Raw genomic sequence first — 22,045 nt, 5'->3', positions numbered from 1 at the left:
ACCGCGCACGAGAACGCTCTGGGTGACGCCGAGGAGGCGTCAGTCGTCGGTCAGCGTCATGTGCACGCCGCCGACGAGTGCTGCAGTGATGTTGTACAGGAAAGCCATGATCGTGGCGATCGCCGTCAACAAGACAATGTTACAGATGCTGATCAGAGTCGCCAGCGAGATGACACGGGGGAACTCCACGAACTGCGTGAGGTTCACGTCGCTCTGCGGCCCGACGGCATCCTTCACGAAGTCCTGGATGGTGGTGAACACGCCGAGGCTGTTCAGCACCGACCAGAACACCGCGGTAGCGACCACCGTCATGATCGCGATCGCCACGGCCAGCAGGAACGCGAGCTTCATGACGGACCAGGGGTCCACACGAGAGATGGCGAGGCGCACCCGGCGCGGTCCGGCCGGAGCAGAGCGGGGTGCTTCGGGAGTCGGCTCCGACGGCGTCTGAGGCGCCGCCGTACCCGCGGCCTGTGCAGCGGCCGGAGCGGCAGTTCCGCGTACTCCGGCTGCCGTGTAGTGCATCTCCGGCCGAGCCGTGGCTTCGTTCGCGGGCGTTGCCGACCGCGCATCGTCGTCGGGCATTATCGACGTCACTTTCTTGGCTGCGCTGCGGGCGGCGTCGAGGGCAGCCTGCGCTGCCTTCATCGCGCCTGCTCGAACACCGTCAGTACCCTCTGAGGTCGCGGTGGGCGGTGCCGGCGGCGCGGTCGGTGCCGGGACCCGGTTCCACGACTTCGCTGTGGCGTCGGACGCCGGAGCCGGGACGTCGGACCTGGGCGAGACGAGGCCGGGCCCGGCGACGGGCTCGCTGCTCGTCGGCGTGGCCGGAGCGGAGGGTGCGGGCGGGGTGGCCTGCTTGGGCGGCGTGGCCGAGCCCGAAGCAGCCGGTGCAGCCGGAGCCGCCGGCACGGCCGGAGCCGCCGGCGTGGCCGGCGTGGCCGGCTTGGAGTCCTTGCCCGTGCGGCCCGCCTCGTACGCGGAGCGCCAGACCCCGCCCGTCGTCGGGATGCTCGACTCCTCCGGTGCTGGCGGCACCGGGGTCGCCGCGCCAGGCCCGGGGCGCTTCGTCGACGGGGCGGGAACAGGCAGGTCAGCGTTCTCGCTCGCCGCGCCGGAGCCGCTCGCCGCGGCGGCGGACTCGGCGGCGTCAGCCTTCGTCGACGCCGAGCTCTTGCTCGAGGTCGCCTCTGCCTGCTTCGGGTCGGGTGTCTCGGCCGGAGCCTGCTCCCCGTTCACTTCCTTGCGATCCCGGGTGATCTCCAGGTCCTCATCGAGCTCGGGCGACGCCGTGCGCACGGGCCCGCTCTTGTCACTCGTCATCAGCTGTCCTCGCGTCCGGTGCTGGTCTGCTCAGGGGTGCTCGGAACTTCATCAGGGGTCGGAATCTCTTCCACGGTAACCCGCTCCGCGGAGTCGCCGTCGGAGATCTCGTCCACAGCACCTGTCGCATCGCCCGCGTCTTCACGCTCCGCGTTGCGCGCGACGGCGATAATCCTGTCGCCCTTGTCCGGCTTTGCGAAGGTTACCCCCTGCGTGTTCCGGCCGGTGAGGTTAACTTCGGCAACCGCGGAACGCACGATCTTGCCGCGCTCCATGATGACCAGCACCTCGTCGTCGGCATACGTGACCAGTGCGCCCACGAGGTCGCCGCGCGCCTCAACGAGGTTGGCGACCTTGATACCGAGACCACCACGGCCCTGGACCCGGTACTCCGAGATGCGGGTGCGCTTCGCGAAACCGCCCTCGGTGACCACGAAGAGGTCGGCTCCGTCGATGACCACGGCGGCGGAGAGCAGCTCGTCCTCCTCGCGGAACTTCATCCCCGTGACGCCCGAGGTGGCGCGACCCAGCGGGCGGATCGACTCGTCGTCCGCGTGGAAGCGGATCGACTGGCCCTTGCGCGAGACGAGGATGAGGTCGTCGTCGGCGTTCACGAGGCGGGCCGAGACCAGCTCGTCCGCGGCGCCGTCCTCGTCCTCCCGCAGGTTGATCGCGATGAGGCCGCCGGACCGTGGCGAGTTGTACTCGCTGAGGCGGGTCTTCTTCACGAGCCCGCGCCGCGTGGCGAGGACGAGGTACTCAGCAGCCTCGTAGTCGGGGATGTCGAGGACCTGGGCGATCTTCTCGCCGGGCTGGAAGGCCAGCAGGTTCGCGACGTGCTGGCCCTTGGAGTCGCGGCCGCCCTCGGGCAGCTCGTACCCCTTGGCCCGGTAGACCCGGCCCAGGTTGGTGAAGAACAACATCCAGTGGTGGGTCGTCGTCGTGAAGAAGTGGTCCACGATGTCGTCCTCGCGCAGCTGCGCGCCGCGCACACCCTTGCCGCCGCGCTTCTGCGAGCGGTAGTTGTCCGTCCGGGTCCGCTTGGCGTAACCGCCACGCGTGATGGTGACGACCACGTCCTCCTCGGGGATGAGGTCCTCCATCGACATGTCACCGTCGTACGGAAGGATCGTGGTGCGGCGCTCGTCGCCCCAGCGCTCGGTCACCTCGTTGAGCTCGTCGCCCACGATGGACCGCTGGCGCTCCGGCCTGGCGAGGATGTCCAGGTAGTCGTCGATCGCGAGCCGCAGCTTGGCGTGCTCGTCGAGGATCTTCTGCCGTTCGAGCGCCGCCAGGCGACGCAGCTGCAGCGCCAGGATCGCGTTCGCCTGCAGCTCGTCGATCGTGAGCAGCTCCATCAGGCCCGTCCGCGCCTCGTCCGCGTCGGGGGAGCGGCGGATCAGCGCGATGACCTCGTCGAGCGCGTCGAGGGCCTTGAGGTAGCCCTCGTAGATGTGGATCTGGTCCTGCGCCTCCTTGAGGAGGTACTCGGTGCGCCGGCGCACGACCTCGATCTGGTGCGTCGTCCAGTGGCGCACGAACGCGTCGATGCTGAGCGTGCGGGGCACCTCGTCGACCAGCGCGAGCATGTTCGCGCTGAAGTTCTCCTGCAGCGGCGTGTGCTTGTAGAGGTTGTTCAGCACCACCTTCGCCACGGCGTCCCGCTTGAGGACGATCACGAGGCGCTGGCCGGTGCGGCCGGACGTCTCGTCGCGGATGTCCGCGATGCCGTTGATCCGGCCGTCGTTGACGAGGTCGGCGATCTTCGACGCGAGGTTGTCCGGGTTCACCATGTACGGCAGCTCGGTCACGACCAGGCAGATCCGGTTCTGGATCTCCTCGACGCTGACGACCGCACGCATCGTGATGGAGCCACGACCCGTGCGGTAGGCATCCTCGATGCCCTTGTGCCCGAGGATCTGCGCGCCGGACGGGAAGTCCGGACCCTTGATGCGCTCCAGGAGCGCCTCGAGCAGCTCCTCGCGGGTGGCGTCGGGGTTGGCCAGGTGCCATCGCACACCGTCGACGACCTCGCGCAGGTTGTGCGGCGGGATGTTCGTCGCCATCCCGACCGCGATGCCAGCTGACCCGTTGACCAGGAGGTTCGGGATGCGCGACGGCAGGACGACCGGCTCCTGGGTCCGCCCGTCGTAGTTCGGCCGGAAGTCGACGGTGCCCTTCTCGATGTCCCGGACCATCTCCAGGGCGAGCGGCGCCATCTTGCACTCGGTGTATCGGGGGGCGGCTGCCGGGTCGTTGCCCGGCGAGCCGAAGTTGCCCTGGCCCGCGACCAGCGGGTAGCGCAGCACCCAGTCCTGGACCAGGCGCACCAGGGTGTCGTAGATGGAGGTGTCGCCGTGGGGGTGGTACTTACCCATGACGTCACCCACGACACGCGAGCACTTGGAGTACGCGCGGTCCGGGCGGTAGCCGCCGTCATACATCGCGTAGATGACGCGGCGGTGCACCGGCTTGAGGCCGTCCCGCACGTCGGGCAGCGCGCGGCCCACGATCACGCTCATCGCGTAGTCGAGGTACGACCGCTGCATCTCGAGCTGAAGGTCGACCTGCTCGACACGGCCGTGGTGCACCGCTACTCGGGCGTCCTCCATCGGAATGCCGTCGTCGGAGTTCTCTACGCCGGGGGTCTCGTCCGTCACCGTCTGTACTTCCTTTCCACGCCGGTGGGCGTGTCACTTCGGCTCCTGGGCCGCCAAATTTCATGCCCGACGCCGCACGCCCGGCTGGGCGGTCGGCGTCGGGGCTCACGAACTCGCTCCTCGGACATCCCTAGATGTCGAGGAACCGCACGTCCTTGGCGTTGCGCTGGATGAATGTGCGGCGGGACTCGACGTCCTCGCCCATGAGGACCGAGAAGATCTCGTCGGCCGCGGCCGCGTCGTCCATGGTCACCTGCAGCAGGGTGCGGTGGTCCGGGTCCATCGTGGTGTCCCAGAGCTCCGAGTAGTCCATCTCACCCAGGCCCTTGTAGCGCTGGATGCCGTTGTCCTTCGGGATCCGCTTGCCCTGCGCGGCACCGGCCTCGAGGAACGCGTCGCGCTCCCGGTCCGAGTACACGTAGTCGTGCGGAGCGTTGCTCCACTTGATCCGGTACAGCGGCGGCTGTGCGAGGTACACGTGCCCGTGTTCGATGAGCGGCCGCATGTAGCGGAACAGCAGGGTGAGGAGCAGGGTGCAGATGTGCTGGCCGTCGACGTCGGCGTCGGCCATGAGCACGATCTTGTGGTACTTGAGCTTCGAGATGTCGAAGTCCTCGCCGATACCCGTGCCGAACGAGGTGATCAGCGCCTGGACCTCGGCGTTGGACAGCGCCTTGTCGAGCCGCGCGCGCTCCACGTTCAGGATCTTTCCGCGCAGCGGGAGGATTGCCTGGTTGTGCGGGTTGCGCCCGCGCACCGCGGAACCACCGGCCGAGTCACCCTCGACGACGTAGATCTCGCACTCGTCGGGGAAGCGCGACTGGCAGTCCCTGAGCTTGCCCGGCATGCCGCCGCCGTTCAGGACACCCTTGCGGCGGGTCGCCTCGCGCGCCTTACGCGCCGCGATGCGTGCCTGCGAGGCAGAGATCGCCTTGCGGATGACGTCACGTGCCTCGTTCGGGTGGGCGTCGAACCAGTCGACCAGCTGCTCGCGCACCACGCGCTGCACGAAGGTCTTGGCCTCCGTGTTGCCGAGCTTCGTCTTGGTCTGCCCCTCGAACTGAGGCTCACCGAGCTTCACCGAGATGACGGCGGTGAGGCCCTCGCGGATGTCGTCACCCGTGAGGTTCTCGTCCTTCTCCTTGATGATGTTCTTGTCCCGCGCGTAGCTGTTGACCAGCGTGGTCATGGCCGCACGGAAACCCTCCTCGTGCGTCCCGCCCTCGGTGGTCGAGATCGTGTTCGCGAACGTGTGCACCGACTCGCTGTAGGCGCTGGTCCACTGCAGGGCGATCTCGACGGCGATCTTGCGCTCCGTGTCCTCGCTCTCGAACCAGATCACGTCCGGGTGCACGAGCTCCACCCGCTTCGCGGAGTTGAGGTGGTGCACGTAGTCCATCAGGCCGTTCTCGTACTGGTACGTGACGGTACGCCAGCTGTCCGACTCCGGGCCGGGCTCCTGCCCTGCTCCCGACGGCCTGCTCTCGGCGGCGACCACGTCGTCCGCGGCGACCTCGCGCTCGGCACCCGTCACCTCGTCGGTGGCGGAGGAGTGGCCCGCGCGCTCGTCGGTGAGCGTGATCTTCAGGCCCTTGTTGAGGAACGCGTACTGCTGGAACCGGGCACGGAGCGTCTCGAAGTCGTACTCGGTGGTCTCGAAGATCGACCCGTCGGCCCAGAACGTCTGGGTGGTCCCGGTGCCCTCGTCGGCACCGAGCGGCTCCAGCCGGTCGACGCCCGTGACCGGGTTGCCGCCGTCGGCGTACTCCTGGCGCCAGTTGTACCCGTCGCGGCGCACCTCGGAGACGAACCGGGTACTCAGCGCGTTCACCACGGACATGCCGACACCGTGCAGCCCGCCGGAGACGGCGTAGCCGCCGCCACCGAACTTGCCGCCGGCATGCAGGATCGTCATGACCACCTCGAGCGTGGGCTTGCCCTCGGTCGGGTGCATCGCGACCGGGATGCCTCGGCCGTCGTCGGTGACGCGTACACCGCCGTCGGCCAGGAGCCGCACGTCGATCTCGGTGGCGTGGCCCGCGAGGGCTTCGTCCACAGCGTTATCCACAATCTCGTACACGAGGTGGTGGAGCCCACGCTCACCGGTCGATCCGATATACATGCCCGGTCGCTTACGAACGGCTTCGAGACCTTCCAGGACTGTGATGTTCCCGGCGTCGTAGCCGCCGTCGATTCGCTCTGTCACGGGCGGGGTTGCTCCTCGTCTTTCAGGCACACGATGTGCACGACGACGGACGTACCAGCGGCTGCACGAGCGGCTCGGACCCACAAGGGTCCATGCCGTGCTCGGGTGCTGACGTACGATCCGACGGCTCGTCGGTGCTCAGCGTTCCGGGTCTCAGGACGATCCTGGGAACCGGCGCGGTTGACCCCCTCATACTACCTTCTGAGCGGCGAAAACCCGGGATCCGAGGCCGTTTGTAGCCACTCCTCCACAACCTTTCTCCACAGGGTGATTTTTGCGCTCCTCGAGGGGTACCGAGAGGGCCGCCGGACGCTCGGACGTAGCCGTGGTCGACCCCTTGGTCGGCGCCAGCGGACGCTCTTCGGTGGCGACCCGCACACGTGTTCGCCCTCGACGGTCCATGCCCTGTGGATCGTCCGCGAAGTGTCATGCCCGGGGCTGCCGAAGGTTAGACAATTAACGGACAGAGGGTGACATTTCGTTGATTTCTCGTTTTCTGCTCTAATGGCGCCGACCGGTCACACGCGCGCGGGTCGCGCGCACAACTCTCTCTTCGAAGGGCAACCAGAGTGAAGAAGCTTCTCGCCGGCGGAACTCTCGCCGTACTGGCTCTTGGCGGAATGATCGCCACGGCCGCACCCGCGTCCGCGCACACCCCCAGCGTCTCTGCCGACTGCGGGTTCGTGAACGTGAACCTTGAGTACTACTCCGGCGCCAAGGTCACTGTTGTCATTGACGGCACGACCGTCGAGGACACCGAGTTCTCCAGCGGCTTCCAGGGAAGCTACGACAACCTCGCGCTCGACGTCGCGCACGAGTGGTCCGTGACCGTCGACGCGTACGACGGCCAGGGGGGCACCCAGTACGACTGGGCCGACTCCGGTTCGATCCCCGCCTGCCAGACGCCGCCGCCCGCCGAGTTCGCGTCCCCCGTGATGCCCGACGCCGTGGCCGGCTGTGCCGCCAGCCTCGACGACGTGGTCCTCCCGGCCAACACCGACGCGATCGCCTACAGCAAGTCCGAGCTCGGCGTCGTCGCCACGCTCACCTCCGACGCCTACGCGTTCCCCGAGGAGCTGGGCGCCTACGAGCTCCAGGAGGACGGTACGGCCCTCCTGCCGACCGATCTTGTTGTCCTCGAGGAAGACTGCGCCGAGCCGACGCCGGAGCCCAGCGCCCCCGTTGCCGAGCCCAGCGAGGAGGCCTCCGTGGCCCCCGTCGCCGAGCCGTCGGCGTCCCCCAGCCCTTCGGGTGAGGCGCCCCCGGTGCTCGCCGCGACCGGTGCGACCGTCGGTGGCGCCATCGCGTTCGCCGCGCTGCTCGCCGCCGGTGGTATCGCCCTGGTCTGGGCCCGCAAGCGCATGCAGAACGCGTGACCACATAGATCCTGGCTGACGCTTCGGCGCAGCTGAGTCAAGAAGGGCTCCCCGGCTTCGGCCGGGGAGCCCTTCTTGCTGCCTTTGGTCAGCCCCAGGTGTCCCGTGGACCCGGGCCGCGTACCGAGCGAGGGCCCTTGCGGAACCCGGGGCCGGCCGGGCCGAGCACGGTGACCTCCTCGACCACACCCTCGCCGATCTCCTCGGCCATGCGCCTGCGCAGCGTGGGTACGAGCAGCCGGAGCTGGGTGGCCCAGGCCGTCGAGTCCGCGCGGACCACGAGCACCTTGTCCTCGAAGGTCTCCGGTGTGCAGTGGTCGGCGATCTCGGGACCCACCACCTCGCGCCACCGGCCCATCACCCCGCCCACCGAGACGTCCTCGGTCCAGCCCTTCTCGCGCAGCAGCCGCCCGACGAGTGCGCCGAGCAGCTGGGGGTCACGGGCGCCCGGGCCTGATCCGCTCGACCGCGGTTCAGCCAGGGGAGACCTGCGTGACGGCGATCCGGGCCGCAGACCACGTGCTCGAGCCGCGGCCTTGGCGCGGTTCAGAGCGGCGCGCGCCACCTCGGAGGGCGGCGTCAAAGGGGGCTCAGAGTTATCCACAGGGTCCTGTGGAGAGTTGTCAGTCACGGGTCACCGTCCCGGGTTCCACGTGAAACCGTACGCCGTCCAGAGCAGCGGGAATGTCCTCGGCCACGGCTGCCGTCACCAGCACCTGGCGAGCCGGTAGCACCAGGTCGGTGAGCCGTTGCCTACGCCTGACGTCGAGTTCGGCGAACACGTCGTCGAGGATCAGTACGGGATCGGCGTCGGTACCAAGTTCCGGGTCCCAGAAAGCGGGTGAATCCGCCGAATTCTGCGGATCTCCGCCGAGGAGTCGGAATGATGCGAGGCGCAGCGCGAGCGCGAACGACCAGGACTCGCCATGGCTCGCGTAGCCCTTGGCCGGCAACCCGCCGAGCGTCAGGACGAGGTCGTCGCGGTGCGGTCCGACAAGGCTCACTCCTCGTTCCAACTCCTGCGGCCGCGCTATGACCAGGGCCTCCAGCAGCATGTCGCGCAGCTGTCCCACGTCGGCAAAGTTGTCCCCAGGCCCTGTGGATAACTCCGGTGGATTACCCGCCGAGAGGGCGGGAAGCGATGACCGATACGTGATCTCCGCATCCCCGTCGGCGTCGCTCACCTGCTCGTACGCGGCGGCGACTGCAGGGCGCAGCACCTCGATCAGCTGGATTCTCAGCGAGAGAATCTCCGCGCCGAGCTCGGCGAGCCGCGCGTCCCAGACATCGAGAGTCGCGAGCTCCGTCGCAGCGCTCTCCGCTCGCGACGAGCCACCAGACCTTCGCGATGCCCGGGCCGACTTGAGCAGTGCGGACCGCTGCCTGAGCACTCGCTCGTAGTCCGAGAGCACCGCGGACACCCTCGGCATCATCAGGACCAGGAGCTGGTCCATGAACCGCCGTCGGCCGTCCGGCTCTCCCTTGACCAAGGAGAGGTCCTCGGGTGCGAAGAGCACCGTGCGCAACACCCCCAGCACGTCCCGAGCTCGCACCGCCTGGCCGCGGTTGATACGTGCGCGGTTCGCCTTGCCCTGGGTGATCTCCAGCTCGACGGTGCTTGCCCGGTCCCCGCGGACGATCCGGGTCCGCACCACGGCGCGCTCGGCACCCGACCGGATGAGCGGTGCGTCGGTGGCGACTCGGTGCGAACCGAGCGTCGCGACATAGCCGATCGCCTCGACGAGGTTGGTCTTGCCCCGGCCGTTGCGCCCTACGAACGCGTTGACCCCGGGTTCGAGCTCCACATCGGCCGAGGCATACGACCGGAAGTCCAGCAGGGAGAGGTGGGAGACGTACATCGGTAGGAGATCGTACGTCCCGCGCGCTACTCGGCCGACTTCACCGCGTGCCCACCGAACTGCTGACGCAGCGCGGCCACCGCCTTCATGGCGGGCGACTGCTCCTGGCGGGAGGCGAAGCGGGCGAACAGCGCAGCCGAGATGACGGGCAGCGGAACTGCCAGGTCGATGCCCTCGTCCACGGTCCACCGGCCCTCACCGGAGTCGTCGACCCAGTCGTCCAGGAGGGCGAGCTTCGGGTCCTGCTCGAGGGCCTTGACCATGAGGTCGAGCAGCCAGGAGCGGACGACAGTACCGCGGCTCCAAGCGCGCACGGTGCCGTGCACGTCCGTGATGAGGTCTGACTTGGCCGCAAGCAGCTCGTAGCCCTCGGCGTACGCCTGCATGAGGCCGTACTCGATGCCGTTGTGGACCATCTTGGCGTAGTGACCGGCGCCGACGCCGCCCGCGTGGACGAAGCCCTCCTCGCGGGGGCCCTCCGGGCGCAGCGCGTCGAAGACCGGCATGACCGACTCGACGTCGGCGGCGGCGCCACCGACCATCAGGCCGTAGCCGTTCTCCAGCCCCCAGACACCACCGCTCACACCGACGTCGAGGTAGCCGATGCCGTTCTTGGCGAGCTCGGCGGCACGCTCCTGGTCCTCGACGTAGTGCGAGTTGCCGCCCTCGATCACGATGTCGCCCTCGTTGAGGATCTCAGCGAGCTGGTCGAGCACACCGCGCGTCGGCTCACCGGCGGGAACCATCACCCAGACGACCCGCTTGTCCTCGGGAAGAGCGGCCGCGAGATCTGCGAGCGTCGGGACGTCCGAGACCTCCGGACGCGGGTCGAACCCGGTGACCTCGATGCCGCCCTTGCGCAGACGGGACCGCATGTTGTTGCCCATCTTGCCCAGGCCGACCAGGCCGATGTGGGTGACCATGTGCGTGATTCCTCCAGGGTCGATCAACGGGCTCGCTCGTGGCGGCCGTCCTTGGTGCAGGCTGGCTGTCCAGACTGACGGTTGTGGGCTGTGGATACCGGGGCCGTCCGCTGGACAGCCCCGAGCCGTCAGCCCGTGAAGCGGATCGGGACCAGCAGGTACCGGTAGGCGGAGTCGTCCTCGCCGTCCAGGCTGCCCTGACCGGTGAACTCGACCGGCTTGTTGGGGTGCGTGAACGAGAGCCGGACGAAGTCGGTGCCCAGCGCACCGAGCCCGTCGAGCAGGAACTGCGGGTTGAACGCCACGGCGATGTCCTCGCCCACCAGCACAGCCTCCAGCGCCTCGGACGCCTGCGCGTCGTCACCGTGGCCGGCGTCGAGCACGACCTGGCCGTCACTGAACGAGAGCCGGATCGGCGTGTTGCGCTCCGCGACCAGGCTCACGCGCTTGGCGGCCTCGATCAGGGGCGCCGTCGCGACCACCGCATGGATCGGCGTGCTGTCGGGGAAGAGCCGGCGAACGGCCGGGTAGTCGCCCTCGACGAGCTGCGAGGTCGTCTGGCGGCCGCCGGCCTCGAAACCCACAAGGTCGAGACCCTGGCCTGTGGACAACCCGACGTTCACGAGCCCGCCCGAGCCGAGCGACTTCGCGACGTCGTTCAGCGTGCGAGCTCGGATGAGGGCCACCGCGGAGAAGCCCGGGGTCGCCGGGGTCCAGGTGAGCTCCCGAAGCGCGAGGCGGTAGCGGTCCGTGGAGAGCAGCGTGATGCGTTCGCCCTCGATCTCCACACGCACACCGGTCAGCAGCGGCAGGGTGTCGTCGCGGCTCGCCGCGACGGTCACCTGGGCGACGGCGTGCGTGAACGCGTCGCCCGAGACCGTCCCGCTGACCTCCGGGAGGCCGGGCAGTGCGGGGTACTCGTCCACAGGCATGGTGAGGAGCGTGAAGCGGCTCGCGCCGCAGGTGACGACCACCTTGTTGCCCTCGAGTGCGACATCCACCGGCTTGTTGGGCAGCGCCCGCGAGATCTCGGCCAGGAGTCGGCCAGAGACCAGGACCGTGCCTGGTTCTGCGACCTCGGCGGGAATCTCGGACCGCGCGGACGTCTCGTAGTCAAAGCTGGCCAGGTTGATGACGCCCTGAGCGTCTGCCTCGATGCGGACGCCGGCAAGCACGGGAGCCGGCGGACGCGTGGGGAGCGTGCGAGCTGTCCACGTCACGGCATCGGCGAGGACGTCGCGCTCGACCCTGAACTTCATGCCGTTGCATCTCCTCTTGTTCCTGGACTGTCGAGGGAAACCCTACGCGAGTTGCTGACCACGTGGCACTCGAGCGACACAGGTTGTGGATGGACTTCTTCAGGGGCTTAGTACTAATGTTCGAAGAGGTGCGCCGAACGCTCGGACCGCCTTATGAAGGCGTGTGGATTCCCTCTTAGAGATAGATGTCGTCGTAGTAGTAGGGGTTGTGGATACTGGGGATATCGGGTCTTCGTGCAGGTCAGAGGCCCTTTTCTCCTGTGGAGGAGCTGTGGGCCTAACTGTGCAAGAACTAGGGACGTCTGTGGACGGCCAGTTTGTACACACAGGCTGTCCACCGATCTGGGGGTCCCCGCCCACAGAAAACGGCCCGTCGTCCACAGCCGTCCACAGGCTTGTCCCCAGGTGTGTATTGGCTGGTCAGGGTCATGAGCCGAGTTCTGCACAGCGGGCGTACACAGGGCTGGGGACGAGCCGAGGGAAACCGCAGCAACCCGCCGTTCCGCATGTGGATAGACCTGTGGAGGTGCAGATATGCAACACCCCCGTGCACCGAAGAGGCTGTGCACAGGGGTGGGGATAGGTGTGAAAAGTGGCGCGCCGTCCGATTTTGGGACGCTGCGCGAGATCTCTCGGATCAGCCGCGCTGCTGCTGCTTGATCCGGCTCGTGAGCTCGGTGACCTGGTTGTAGGTCGAGCGGCGCTCCGCCATCTGGCCCGCGATCTTCTTGTTCGCATGCATGACGGTGGTGTGGTCGCGCCCGCCGAACTGCTGGCCGATCTTGGGCAGTGACAGGTCCGTGAGCTCCCGGCACAGGTACATGGCTATCTGCCGGGCGGTGACCAGCACGCGGGACCGGGACGAGCCGCACAGGTCGTCGATGGTGAGACCGAAGTACGCGGCGGTCTGCGCGATGACGACGGCCGGCGTGATCTCCGTGGTGTCGTCGTCGTCGGTGATCAGGTCCTTGAGGACTATCTCCGCGAGAGCCAGGTCGACCTGCTGCCGGTTGAGGTTCGCGAACGCGGTGACGCGGATCAGCGCGCCCTCGAGCTCGCGGATGTTCGTCGAGATGCGTGAGCCGATGTAGGAGAGGACGTCCGCCGGCACGTCCAGGTGCTCGCTCGCTGCCTTCTTCCGCATGATCGCGATGCGGGTCTCGAGGTCAGGGGGCTGGACGTCGGTGATGAGGCCCCACTCGAAGCGGGAGCGCAGGCGGTCCTCGAAGCCGTTGAGCTGCTTCGGGGGGACGTCGGATGTGATCACTACCTGCTTGTTGGCGTTGTGCAGCGCGTTGAAGGTGTGGAAGAACTCCTCCATCGTCTGTTCCTTGCCCTGCAGGAACTGGATGTCGTCGATGAGGAGTACGTCGACGTCGCGGTACCGGCGCTGGAACGCACCCGCCTTGCCCTCACCGATGCTGTTGATGAAGTCGTTGGTGAACTCCTCGGAGTTCACGTACCGCACGCGGATGTGCGGGTACAGGTTGTGGACGTAGTGCCCGATGGCGTGCATCAGGTGCGTCTTGCCCAGCCCCGAGTCGCCGTAGATGAAGAGCGGGTTGTACGCCTTGGCGGGTGCCTCGGCCACGGCGACGGCGGCCGCGTGGGCGAACCGGTTGGACGAACCGATGACGAACGTCTCGAAGATGTACTTCGGGTTCAGTCGGGTGGGTTCGGCCGACGGCTTCGGCGCCGGCTGCGGGGCGATAGGCATCTGCGCCTGCTCGGGCTCCGGCGGCTCGTGCTCGAGCGAGAGAGTTGCCGGCCCCGAGATCTGTGAGGGTCCGGCGAGCGTACGGCTGCTCAGCTCGGGATCCACGGTGATGCCGAAGCGCACGTCCCGGCCGAGGACTGAAGACATCGCGGACACGAGGTCGTCGCGGACCGCGGTCTCCAGATACGTGCGCGTCTGCTCGTGGGGGACGGCGATGAAGACCATGTCGTCCAGCACGGCCATCGGCTTGGCCAGGCGGATGAAGGCGAGCTGCCGAGGGCTCATATCGGGCCGGGCCTCGAGCGCCGTCAGGGTCTGTGCCCAGACGTCGCCGATGTTCTCGTCCGGGTTGGCCACTGGCTTTCCTTCGTCTCGTGCGCGGGGGTCCTGCGAGTGCTGGGGGTGTCTTGGAGTCTGCCATGATGGAGCACCGCCCACACAGTTGTCCACAGGTTGTGGATTGCCAGGATCGCCGCTGGACAGGTGGTACAGGGGCAGGTCACAGAGCCCTCCACGCGGCCCGTCGAGACGCCCGATGTGGCGCGTCCGACACGCATGATCTCGCCGTTCTGGTTTGACCCGGAGGGCATCGGCGGCGTAACGTCATACAGCCGTTCCTGGTACTTCTGCGCGCCCACATACGGATTCGGGTCACGTCCTTCGACGTCGACCATGACCAGTGGAGCAGGCCCCCGGGTCGGCGAGGCCGATCGCTGTACTGATCGGCCAACTTTCACTGCATCGTCGAGGACAGACGGTGTGCCTACCCCGACGTTCTTGGAGTACCTCGTGAGCAAGCGGACCTTCCAGCCGAACACCCGCCGGCGTGCAAAGACCCATGGTTTCCGGCTGCGCATGCGCACCCGCGCCGGCCGCGCCATCCTGGCGGACCGTCGCCGCAAGGGTCGCGCCGAGCTCTCAGCCTGAGCCATGTTGCCCGCGGCGCACCGACTGCGCCGTTCCGTCGACTTTGAGCGGACGGTGCGCCGCGGCACGCGTGCAGGTCGATCGACCGTGGTGGTTCACCTCCTGGTACCGGACGAAAACGTCTCGGACCCAGGATCGGGAACTCCACAGGTCGGTTTTGTCGTTTCCAAGGCTGTGGGCAACTCCGTGCAGCGCAATCTGGTGAAGCGTCGGCTCCGCGCCGCAGCGGCCGAGCAGCTCTCGGCTCTGCCGAGCACTGCCCGAGCTGTCGTGCGCGCACTTCCGCCGTCGTCGGCCGCAACGTATGCGGATCTTGAACGCGACCTCGACTCCTGCTTGCGCCGTGCGGTCGCACGCGCCACCGGAGACGGGAAGAGATGACCACCGACCCTGCACCCGAGGGTGAGGCGCCGCTGCGTGAGCCCTCGTTGATCGGCAGGCTCCCGGTGAACCTCCTCGTGGGGATGGTGCGCTTCTACCAGGCGTTCATCAGCCCGATGAGCCCCCCGAGCTGTAAGTACTACCCGTCCTGCTCGCAGTACACCCTGATTGCCTTGCGGCGTCACGGTGCGGTGCGCGGGCTGGGTCTCGCGCTGTGGCGCCTGCTGCGGTGCAACCCGTGGAGTCTCGGCGGCGTCGACGATGTGCCGCCCGTGCGCGGCGCGCACACACACGCCGAGGGCTGACCTGCCCGGGCCACTGTCGCCGGCACGTCACCCGCACCCACCGCAGACTTTGCGTCACCGACTCTGGAGCTTCTTGACCGATGGACTTCTTCGCTTTCCTCTACCCGATCGAATGGGTCGTGGCCTGGATCATCTACGGGTCGCACTGGCTCTTCACGACGCTCGGCATGTCGGCAGGTCCCGGTACGGCGTGGGTTCTGTCGATCGTCGCTCTGGTGATCGTCATCCGCATCGTGCTGATCCCGCTCTTCTTCAAGCAGATCAAGGCCTCGCGTGGGATGCAGATGATCCAGCCCGAGCTGCAGGCCGTACAGAAGAAGTACAAGGGCAAGACCGACCCGGCATCTCGCGAGAACATGACGCGCGAGACCATGGAGCTGTACCGGAAGCACGGGACCAACCCGTTCGCCTCCTGCATGCCGATCCTGCTCCAGTCGCCGATCTTCTTCGCGCTGTTCCGCGTGCTGAACGGCCTGAAGGCGATCTCCGAGGGCAATGCCGATCCCATCGGGCCGATCACCCGGGACGTCGCTGGTGACATCGAGTCGTCGACGCTGTTCGGTGCGCAGCTGAGCGACGTCTTCCTGCAGACCGACTCGATGGTCTCCCGCATCGTCGTCATCGCGCTGATCGTCGCGATGAGCGTCACGACCTTCACCACGCAGCGTCAGCTCACGATGAAGAACATGCCCCCGTCGGCCCTCGAAGGCCCGATGGCACAGACGCAGAAGCTCATGCTCTACATGCTGCCGATCGTCTTCGCGATCTCGGGCGTGAACTTCCCGGTCGGTGTCCTGATCTACTGGACGGTCACCAACCTCTGGTCGATGGGTCAGCAGTACTACACGATCAAGCGCATGCCGACGCCTGGCTCCATCGCGGAGAAGCAGATGAAGGAGCGCCAGGCCGCGAAGGCTGCCAAGCGTGCCGCCAAGTCCGGCGAGGTCATCGAGGACGCGACCCCGGTGGTGGAGCAGCCCAAGAGCGGTCAGCGCGTGCAGCCGAAGCGCAAGGACCGGCAGAAGGGTGCGGTCGCCCCGCGTCCCGCCGTCGCGCAGTCGGCACCACAGGACGCAGTCCCCGAGACGACACCAGAGTCGGCCCCGGGGAAGCAGTCCAGCTCGAAGCCCAAGCCGGCCGGCACGACACCGGCGAAGCAGCCTGGCTCGAAGCCCAAGCCGGCCGGCACGACGCCCGGGTCCACCCCGACCGCGTCGAGCAAGCGCAAGCAGAAGAAGTAGGAGGAAGGCACGATGAACGCGAGCACAGGTACGGCTACACCAGATCCCGAGGCTCCGGTCGTGGATCCCGAGGACCGGACCAAGCGCCTCGAAGAAGAGGGCGAGATCGCAGCCGACTACCTTGAGGAGTTCCTCGACATCGCCGACCTCGACGGCGACATCGACCTCGACATCAAGCACGACCGTGCCGCGGTCGAGGTGGTGGCGGACGACCCCAAGTCGCTGGCGCACCTGATCGGTAGCGGGGGCGAGGTGCTCGACGCGATGCAGGAGCTCACGCGCCTGGCGGTGCAGACCCGCACCGGAGTGCGCAGCCGGCTGATGCTCGACATCGGCGGCTACCGGGCCGCTCGCCGCGTCGACCTCACGCGTATCGCGGAGGCTGCGGTGGAGCAGGTGCGCAGCTCTGGCGAGGAAGTCGAGCTCGAGCCGCTCAATGCGTTCGAGCGCAAGGTGGTGCACGACGCGGTGGCGGCTGCCGGGTTGGTCAGCGACTCCCGAGGAGTCGAGCCCGAGCGGTACGTAGTGGTCCAGCCGGCGGGGACGCCTGCAGCGGTCACCGACTGAACTATCGGCCTCGACCGAGGGCCGGTGTGCGTCCCCGAGGACGTGCACCGGCCCTCGATGTGTTTGGCTACTTTCGACAGCGACTGGAGGACAAGACGTGGAGGGTTCGGACGTGGCGGCACAGGAGATGCCTGGCGGAGACACTGAGGTGCCCGACGGTGACACGCTCGGCACGAGCGACAGCGTCAAGGCCTACCTGGGCGATGCGTACGACGGCGTCGCCCACTACGCCGAGATGCTCCGTGACCAGGGCGAGCTCCGCGGTCTGATCGGGCCTCGCGAGGTGCCGCGCATCTGGGAGCGGCACATCCTGAACTCCGCTGCGGTCGTACCTTTCCTCCCGACGTCGGGGTCGGTGGCCGACATCGGATCGGGCGCAGGGCTGCCTGGCGTGGTGCTGGCGGTGATGCGCCCGCAGCTCGAGGTGATCCTCGTCGAACCGATGGAGCGGCGGACGACGTGGCTGTCGGAGGTGGTGGCCGAGCTCGGACTGACGAACGTCCAGGTGAAGCGCGGGCGGGCGGAGGAGTACCACGGCGCGTTCGAGGTCGACGCCGTGACGTCTCGAGCGGTGGCCGCACTGTCGAAGCTGGTCCGGTTGAGCATGCCGCTCGTTCGGGTGGGCGGGGAGATGGTGATCCTCAAGGGCCGCAGCGTCGCGGAGGAGGTTGACCCAGCGCGCAAGGTCTTGCGGAAGTACGCGGCGGGCGATCCCGACATCCTTGAGGGCTCCACCGTCGAGGGTGTGGAGTCCACGACAATCGTGCGTGTGCGCCGGGGGAAGTAGTCCTCGCGAGGAAGATGTTTCACGTGGAACGGGAGCGGTCGCCTGAGGGCGGCCGCTCCCGTTCTGGTTGAGAGCCTGAGCGAGATTCAATCCCGCTCGGGGACTGTCGGGCGTGGGGGTTCAAGTCCCCCTCCGGACAGTCGCTGGTGCCACGGCGGGGAAGGACGCCGACCGAGGAGTGCCCACCACGGCCGCGTGTCGGGCAGCGATCTCGTTCAGTTGGACCTACTCGTTTCACGTGAAACTGCCGGTGGGCATCCAACTAGGTCGCACGTCCGCTGGGCGCGCGACTCCAGCGACCGGCGCGGTTCGGCGCGTGGGTCGGTGTGGGTCCGCCCGTGTGAAATGAGTGTCGCAGAGAAGAGCGTGTTTCACGTGAAACGGATACCGCGCTGGCGAGCCGCATCAGCAGCGACTCTTGGCCAACTGGTCGAAACCGAGGTTGCCGGCAGGGCGGAGGTGTCAAGCGGATGCCCCCCCAGATGCGGGAGTCGTCAGTCAGACAGCCGAGACTGCCGCACAGGGCGAGGCGGCCGTCTAGTTGACGCCGATGCTCACCGATCCCGGACCCCTTCGATGGGTTGTTTCACGTGAAACCTGACTCGAGCGTCGGCCGTGCTGGCGGAGCGGGCTTCGGTCCTCTTTTCGGGCTTGGCGCCACCGAAACTCATCGCCTCACCCTGGGCGGGCCCGAATACCGGCGAAGAGTGGATCCGATCACTCTGAGGTCGGCGTTTCGACGGGGCGGAAGGGGTCGCCGACCTTAGCGTTACTCGCGTGTGCTTCTTCAGACGAAAGTCCAAGCGAGTAGCGGCAGCCAAGTCCGTTGCGGCGTCGGCTGCCTCCACAACGGCGCCCGACTCGTCCGCTTCCGAACAGGCCTCCGTTCTGGAGGAGCCTGCGACAGACGGAACGCGGTCGGCAGCTATGGCGTCAGCCCCGGCGGCGAGCTTCACTGCGGTCGCCGCCCGACCGGAATCGGATGATGACGGCAGGCGTGGGGACTCTGTGCCCATGCGCGCTGGAGAGCGGACCGATCCTCCGATCGTCGATGCGCCCCTCTCGGGATTTCCTGGATCTCAGGACGGCCCTTCGGTACAGGCTGACGGTCGTGGCGATGCTCTCTCGCAAGGAGCGACTGCGGGACGGGCCGAGGGCGCCGACAGGCCCACGGAAGGTCGGGAGCCTGATGCGTCAGGACGGGTCGACGAGGTGGTGGCAGCGCCGGCCGGCGGAGCCATGGACGCTGACGGAGAATCGACGACTGACTCCGCAGGCGACGCGGATGACGCCGCCGGCACGACCCCCGCGCCCCTGACCGAGGCCGCCGACTTGGGCGCTGAGAGCCTGAGCATGCCGAAGCCCAGTGCGGCTGATGTCGAGCAGAGGGAACTGGGGGCGGACGAACGTCCGGCGACCGCGCCGGCGAACGCGCCCGCGACCGCCCAAGTGGAGAACTACGAAGAGAAGCCCATCTCGTCCGAGGACATGGCGCCGCCTCAGCCCGTGATCTCGAGCAACGTGCCGCGGGACCAGGTCTGGGGCCAGGACCGTCCTGGCGATGAGGGCAGGAGCGTCGCTGCGCTGAGCGAGTTGATCGAGTCCGTAACGATGCCCGCTTCCGGGACCGAGGATCAGGAACCAGACATGACCGCTGTGACGGAGTCGGCCGAACCGACCGAAGCGCTGGAGCCTGAAGCGGACCCCAGCAAGACCGAGTGGGGGACCGGCGTGACATCCGCCGAGGTCGATCCCGACCAGATGGAAGAGCTGCCGTCAGATCGGCCCGTCCCGGCCGACGCGATCCGCCGAGCGAGCGAAGCCCTTGACGCAGCGGTGAACGCTGCGCCCGCAGTCCTCGGACCGCCCACGCCGGTCGACGATGACGAGTCGGTGGTTCTCGTGGACGCGGAATTCACACATTTCGACAGAGAAACAGAGCTGGAGTCCGAGCCAGAAGACGTAGCCAGCGATTACAGTGGCCGCGTGACGGATCCGATCCCTGTGCAGAGCCTCTCCGCTCCCGGTGTTTCACGTGAAACGTCCGGGTCGGCGCAGACGCCCAATGGCACACAGCAGCCCACGGGCGGCCCGCACGGTGGCGATGACGAGCGTCGGTCAGCCCTCATCGCAACCGTTCCGGCCGTTGACGATACGACGCCTGTCGCCGCCGAGCTCGCGATGGACGCTCGCCGACGCATTGAACTGCAAGGGCGCAAGTTCCCGCGCCCACCTAAGACGCGGATCATCACAGTGGCCAACCAGAAGGGCGGCGTCGGCAAGACGACGACCACGGTGAACGTCGCCGCAGGCCTGGCGCAGTCCGGCCTGAACGTGCTGGTCATCGACAACGACCCGCAGGGCAACGCCTCCACGGCGCTCGGCATCGAGCACCGCGCCGGGACGCCGTCGGTGTACGAGATCCTCGTGGAGGGGGAGTCGCTGGCCAGCACTATCCAGCAGTGCCCCGACGTCCCGAATCTCTGGGGTGTTCCGGCCACGATCGACCTCTCGGGTTCCGAGATCGAGCTCGTCTCGCTCGTTTCACGTGAAACACGACTCCGGAAGGCAATCGACAAGTACCTCGCCGATCGCATCGCTGCCGGCGAGGAGCGGATCGACTACGTCCTCATCGACTGCCCGCCGAGCTTGGGACTCCTTACGGTCAACGCATTCGTGGCGGGCCGCGAGGTCTTCATTCCCATCCAGTGCGAGTACTACGCGCTCGAGGGCCTGAGCCAGCTGCTCAAGACCATCGACCTGATCCGCTCGCACCTCAACCCGGAGCTGCGCGTCTCGTCGATACTGCTGACCATGTACGACGGTCGCACCAACCTTGCACAGCAGGTCGCGGGCGAGGTCCGTTCGCACTTCCCGGCCGAGACGTTCAAGACGACGATCCCGCGGTCGGTGCGCATCTCCGAGGCCCCGAGCTACGGCCAGACGGTGATGACCTACGACGCGACATCTACGGGTGCGCTGGCGTACCTTCAGGCATCCCGTGAACTGGCCGAGCGTGGCCAGGGTGGTTCGAGCCCGCGTCGTGCGATGCAGGCCGAGCCGGTCGGAGCGCAGGACTGATGATGCGCAGTGAAACGCGGGACGCGACGCGGACCGTGGCGATGGAGACGAAGCCTGTCCGCGCTGGGCGCGAGACCGGAACCGACGAGGAGACACGATGAGTGCGAAGCGACGCGGGCTCGGGCGGGGCCTGGGCGCCCTGATCCCGACGGGTCCCGAGCCGGATGAGCTCGGTGCCGGAACAGGGCCGGGCGAGTCCGACGGCGCCGACTACGCACTGGGGGGTTCGGTCGCGACCGTCGTGGAGGAGCGTCCGTCACCGGCGCTGGACGCGACGGACGAGGTGCCGGTGAGCACCATCTCTGTGGACACCGTCTCAGCGGAGCCCGCGACGGAGAAGAAGGCAGTCAAGACCAACGGCCCTCGTCCGAGCACCGTGAAGTGGGACTCGGCGATCGCCAGCGGCCGGCTCTCGGTCGCGAACGAAGCTGCGGAGGGCGGTGGTGCGTCTGCGCTCGACGACACGTTCTTCAGCCGCGAGGAAGGCGAGTCCTCTTCTGTTTCACGTGAAACAGGGGACCTCCTCCCGGTTCCGGGCGCGCGTTTCGCGGAGCTGCCCGTCACGGCGATTCGCCCGAACACCTGGCAGCCCCGCACGGTCTTCGACGAAGGAGACCTCGACGAGCTGGTCGAGTCGATCAGGGAGATCGGCGTGCTCCAGCCGATCGTCGTCCGTCCGGACAAGGAGCACCCTGGTGAGTACGAGCTCATCATGGGTGAACGGCGCTGGCGCGCGACGCAGGCAGCCCAGCTGGAGACCATCCCGGCGATCGTCCGGGAGACCGACGACGGCGACATGCTCCGCGACGCGCTCCTGGAGAACCTGCACCGCTCGGATCTGAATCCGCTCGAGGAGGCCGCGGCCTACCGGCAGCTCCTCGACGACTTCGGTTGCACGCACGAAGAGCTCGCGAACCGGATCGCGCGCAGCCGTCCCCAGATCTCGAACACGCTGCGTCTGCTCCGGCTGCCTCCGCTGGTGCAGCGACGTGTCGCCGCAGGCGTGCTCTCGGCCGGCCACGCTCGCGCACTCCTCGGTCTGAGCGACGGCGCGGAGATCGAGCGACTCGCTCAGCGCATCGTGTCGGAAGGACTCTCGGTACGCGCTACCGAGGAGATCGTCATGCTGACGGAGTCCGACGGCAGCAACGGCAAGACCCGCAAGGCGCCGCGTGCCGGCACCCGCAGCGAAGCGGTGGACGAGCTGGCGACCCGGCTCTCCGACCGGTTCGAGACCAGGGTCAAGGTGGCACTCGGCAAGACCAAGGGCCGCATGACCGTCGAGTTCGCCTCGGTCGAAGATCTCAACCGGATCCTCAATGTGATGGCTCCGGAGGAGCGCGGCCTCCTGAAGCCGCCCTCTGGCGCCTGACCCGCTGTAGCGGGCCGCGGAAGCGGTAGAAGCACACAAAGACGCTGGGCCGGCATCTCCG

Annotated in this window: 17 protein-coding genes; 9 read left to right on the top strand and 8 right to left on the bottom strand. The window is 67.7% G+C overall.

Annotated elements, in window-relative coordinates; genetic code table 11:
- Positions 1-39 precede the first annotated feature (39 nt).
- From ACFO6V_RS26555 to gyrB, 3 genes are all read right to left on the bottom strand, one after another.
- Positions 40-1,323, bottom strand: coding sequence for a DUF3566 domain-containing protein (locus ACFO6V_RS26555; protein WP_377141744.1), 1,284 nt, complete (start codon positions 1,321-1,323; stop codon positions 40-42).
- Entirely contained in the window at positions 1,323-3,983 is a 2,661-nt protein-coding gene (gyrA, locus tag ACFO6V_RS26550; RefSeq protein ID WP_377141741.1) for a DNA gyrase subunit A, read from the bottom strand. Before gyrA ends, ACFO6V_RS26555 begins: the two co-directional genes overlap by 1 nt.
- A gap of 130 nt (positions 3,984-4,113) precedes the next feature.
- The gene (gyrB, locus tag ACFO6V_RS26545) at positions 4,114-6,189 is read right to left on the bottom strand and encodes a DNA topoisomerase (ATP-hydrolyzing) subunit B (RefSeq protein ID WP_377141738.1); all 2,076 of its coding nucleotides are present in this window, start codon (positions 6,187-6,189) and stop codon (positions 4,114-4,116) included.
- Positions 6,190-6,758: 569 nt separating this feature from the next.
- On the opposite strand from gyrB, the gene ACFO6V_RS26540 reads away from it, so the two are divergent.
- The gene (locus ACFO6V_RS26540) at positions 6,759-7,565 is read left to right on the top strand and encodes a hypothetical protein (protein WP_377141735.1); all 807 of its coding nucleotides are present in this window, start codon (positions 6,759-6,761) and stop codon (positions 7,563-7,565) included.
- Positions 7,566-7,653: 88 nt separating this feature from the next.
- On the opposite strand, the gene ACFO6V_RS26535 is transcribed toward ACFO6V_RS26540, so the two are convergent.
- The 5 genes from ACFO6V_RS26535 to dnaA form a co-directional block, all read right to left on the bottom strand.
- Positions 7,654-8,148, bottom strand: a complete 495-nt coding sequence (locus ACFO6V_RS26535) for a DciA family protein (RefSeq protein WP_357448160.1) — start codon at positions 8,146-8,148, stop codon at positions 7,654-7,656.
- Between the two features lie 40 nt (positions 8,149-8,188).
- Positions 8,189-9,424 (bottom strand): DNA replication/repair protein RecF, encoded by a 1,236-nt coding sequence (gene recF / locus ACFO6V_RS26530; protein ID WP_377141733.1) that lies wholly within the window; start codon positions 9,422-9,424, stop codon positions 8,189-8,191.
- Positions 9,425-9,450: 26 nt separating this feature from the next.
- Positions 9,451-10,347 carry a phosphogluconate dehydrogenase (NAD(+)-dependent, decarboxylating) gene (gene gnd / locus ACFO6V_RS26525; RefSeq protein WP_377141730.1) on the bottom strand — a complete coding sequence of 299 codons (897 nt, stop codon included), beginning with the start codon at positions 10,345-10,347 and terminating at the stop codon, positions 9,451-9,453.
- Between the two features lie 128 nt (positions 10,348-10,475).
- Entirely contained in the window at positions 10,476-11,606 is a 1,131-nt protein-coding gene (dnaN, locus tag ACFO6V_RS26520) for a DNA polymerase III subunit beta (RefSeq protein ID WP_116677406.1), read from the bottom strand.
- Between the two features lie 637 nt (positions 11,607-12,243).
- Positions 12,244-13,680, bottom strand: coding sequence for a chromosomal replication initiator protein DnaA (gene dnaA / locus ACFO6V_RS26515; protein WP_357448152.1), 1,437 nt, complete (start codon positions 13,678-13,680; stop codon positions 12,244-12,246).
- Between the two features lie 432 nt (positions 13,681-14,112).
- On the opposite strand from dnaA, the gene rpmH reads away from it, so the two are divergent.
- The 8 genes from rpmH to ACFO6V_RS26475 all read left to right on the top strand — a co-directional run bounded on the left by rpmH (position 14,113) and on the right by ACFO6V_RS26475 (position 21,984).
- A complete protein-coding gene (gene rpmH / locus ACFO6V_RS26510) occupies positions 14,113-14,250 on the top strand; it encodes a 50S ribosomal protein L34 (RefSeq protein WP_108493057.1) in 138 nt (45 codons plus the stop codon).
- A 3-nt stretch (positions 14,251-14,253) separates the two neighbouring features.
- Positions 14,254-14,631, top strand: a complete 378-nt coding sequence (rnpA, locus tag ACFO6V_RS26505; protein ID WP_357448150.1) for a ribonuclease P protein component — start codon at positions 14,254-14,256, stop codon at positions 14,629-14,631.
- Positions 14,628-14,936, top strand: a complete 309-nt coding sequence (gene yidD, locus ACFO6V_RS26500; RefSeq protein WP_377141725.1) for a membrane protein insertion efficiency factor YidD — start codon at positions 14,628-14,630, stop codon at positions 14,934-14,936. Before rnpA ends, yidD begins: the two co-directional genes overlap by 4 nt.
- Before the next feature lie 80 nt (positions 14,937-15,016).
- Positions 15,017-16,177 (top strand): membrane protein insertase YidC, encoded by a 1,161-nt coding sequence (yidC, locus tag ACFO6V_RS26495; protein WP_377141723.1) that lies wholly within the window; start codon positions 15,017-15,019, stop codon positions 16,175-16,177.
- A 12-nt stretch (positions 16,178-16,189) separates the two neighbouring features.
- Entirely contained in the window at positions 16,190-16,744 is a 555-nt protein-coding gene (locus ACFO6V_RS26490; RefSeq protein WP_377141720.1) for a Jag family protein, read from the top strand.
- Positions 16,745-16,871: 127 nt separating this feature from the next.
- Positions 16,872-17,531, top strand: coding sequence for a 16S rRNA (guanine(527)-N(7))-methyltransferase RsmG (rsmG, locus tag ACFO6V_RS26485; RefSeq protein ID WP_377141918.1), 660 nt, complete (start codon positions 16,872-16,874; stop codon positions 17,529-17,531).
- A 1,239-nt stretch (positions 17,532-18,770) separates the two neighbouring features.
- The gene (locus ACFO6V_RS26480) at positions 18,771-20,612 is read left to right on the top strand and encodes a ParA family protein (protein WP_377141718.1); all 1,842 of its coding nucleotides are present in this window, start codon (positions 18,771-18,773) and stop codon (positions 20,610-20,612) included.
- A gap of 97 nt (positions 20,613-20,709) precedes the next feature.
- A complete protein-coding gene (locus tag ACFO6V_RS26475) occupies positions 20,710-21,984 on the top strand; it encodes a ParB/RepB/Spo0J family partition protein (RefSeq protein WP_377141715.1) in 1,275 nt (424 codons plus the stop codon).
- The last annotated feature ends 61 nt before the right edge of the window (positions 21,985-22,045 follow it).

Origin of the sequence: Promicromonospora alba (assembly GCF_042654905.1) — a bacterium.
Lineage (GTDB): Bacteria > Actinomycetota > Actinomycetes > Actinomycetales > Cellulomonadaceae > Promicromonospora > Promicromonospora alba.
This window is presented reverse-complemented; position numbering and strand designations above follow the sequence as displayed.

Excerpts from the sequence above, each read along its gene's own strand:
- rnpA (WP_357448150.1), top strand. The coding sequence starts at position 14,254 with ATGTTGCCCGCGGCGCACCGACTGCGCCGTTCCGTCGACTTTGAGCGG.
- gnd (WP_377141730.1), bottom strand. The coding sequence starts at position 10,347 with ATGGTCACCCACATCGGCCTGGTCGGCCTGGGCAAGATGGGCAACAAC.
- dnaN (WP_116677406.1), bottom strand. The coding sequence starts at position 11,606 with ATGAAGTTCAGGGTCGAGCGCGACGTCCTCGCCGATGCCGTGACGTGG.
- yidC (WP_377141723.1), top strand. The coding sequence starts at position 15,017 with ATGGACTTCTTCGCTTTCCTCTACCCGATCGAATGGGTCGTGGCCTGG.
- yidD (WP_377141725.1), top strand. The coding sequence starts at position 14,628 with ATGACCACCGACCCTGCACCCGAGGGTGAGGCGCCGCTGCGTGAGCCC.
- ACFO6V_RS26555 (WP_377141744.1), bottom strand. The coding sequence starts at position 1,323 with ATGACGAGTGACAAGAGCGGGCCCGTGCGCACGGCGTCGCCCGAGCTC.
- rsmG (WP_377141918.1), top strand. The coding sequence starts at position 16,872 with ATGCCTGGCGGAGACACTGAGGTGCCCGACGGTGACACGCTCGGCACG.
- recF (WP_377141733.1), bottom strand. The coding sequence starts at position 9,424 with ATGTACGTCTCCCACCTCTCCCTGCTGGACTTCCGGTCGTATGCCTCG.
- ACFO6V_RS26475 (WP_377141715.1), top strand. The coding sequence starts at position 20,710 with ATGAGTGCGAAGCGACGCGGGCTCGGGCGGGGCCTGGGCGCCCTGATC.
- ACFO6V_RS26490 (WP_377141720.1), top strand. The coding sequence starts at position 16,190 with ATGAACGCGAGCACAGGTACGGCTACACCAGATCCCGAGGCTCCGGTC.
- ACFO6V_RS26480 (WP_377141718.1), top strand. The coding sequence starts at position 18,771 with ATGGACGCTGACGGAGAATCGACGACTGACTCCGCAGGCGACGCGGAT.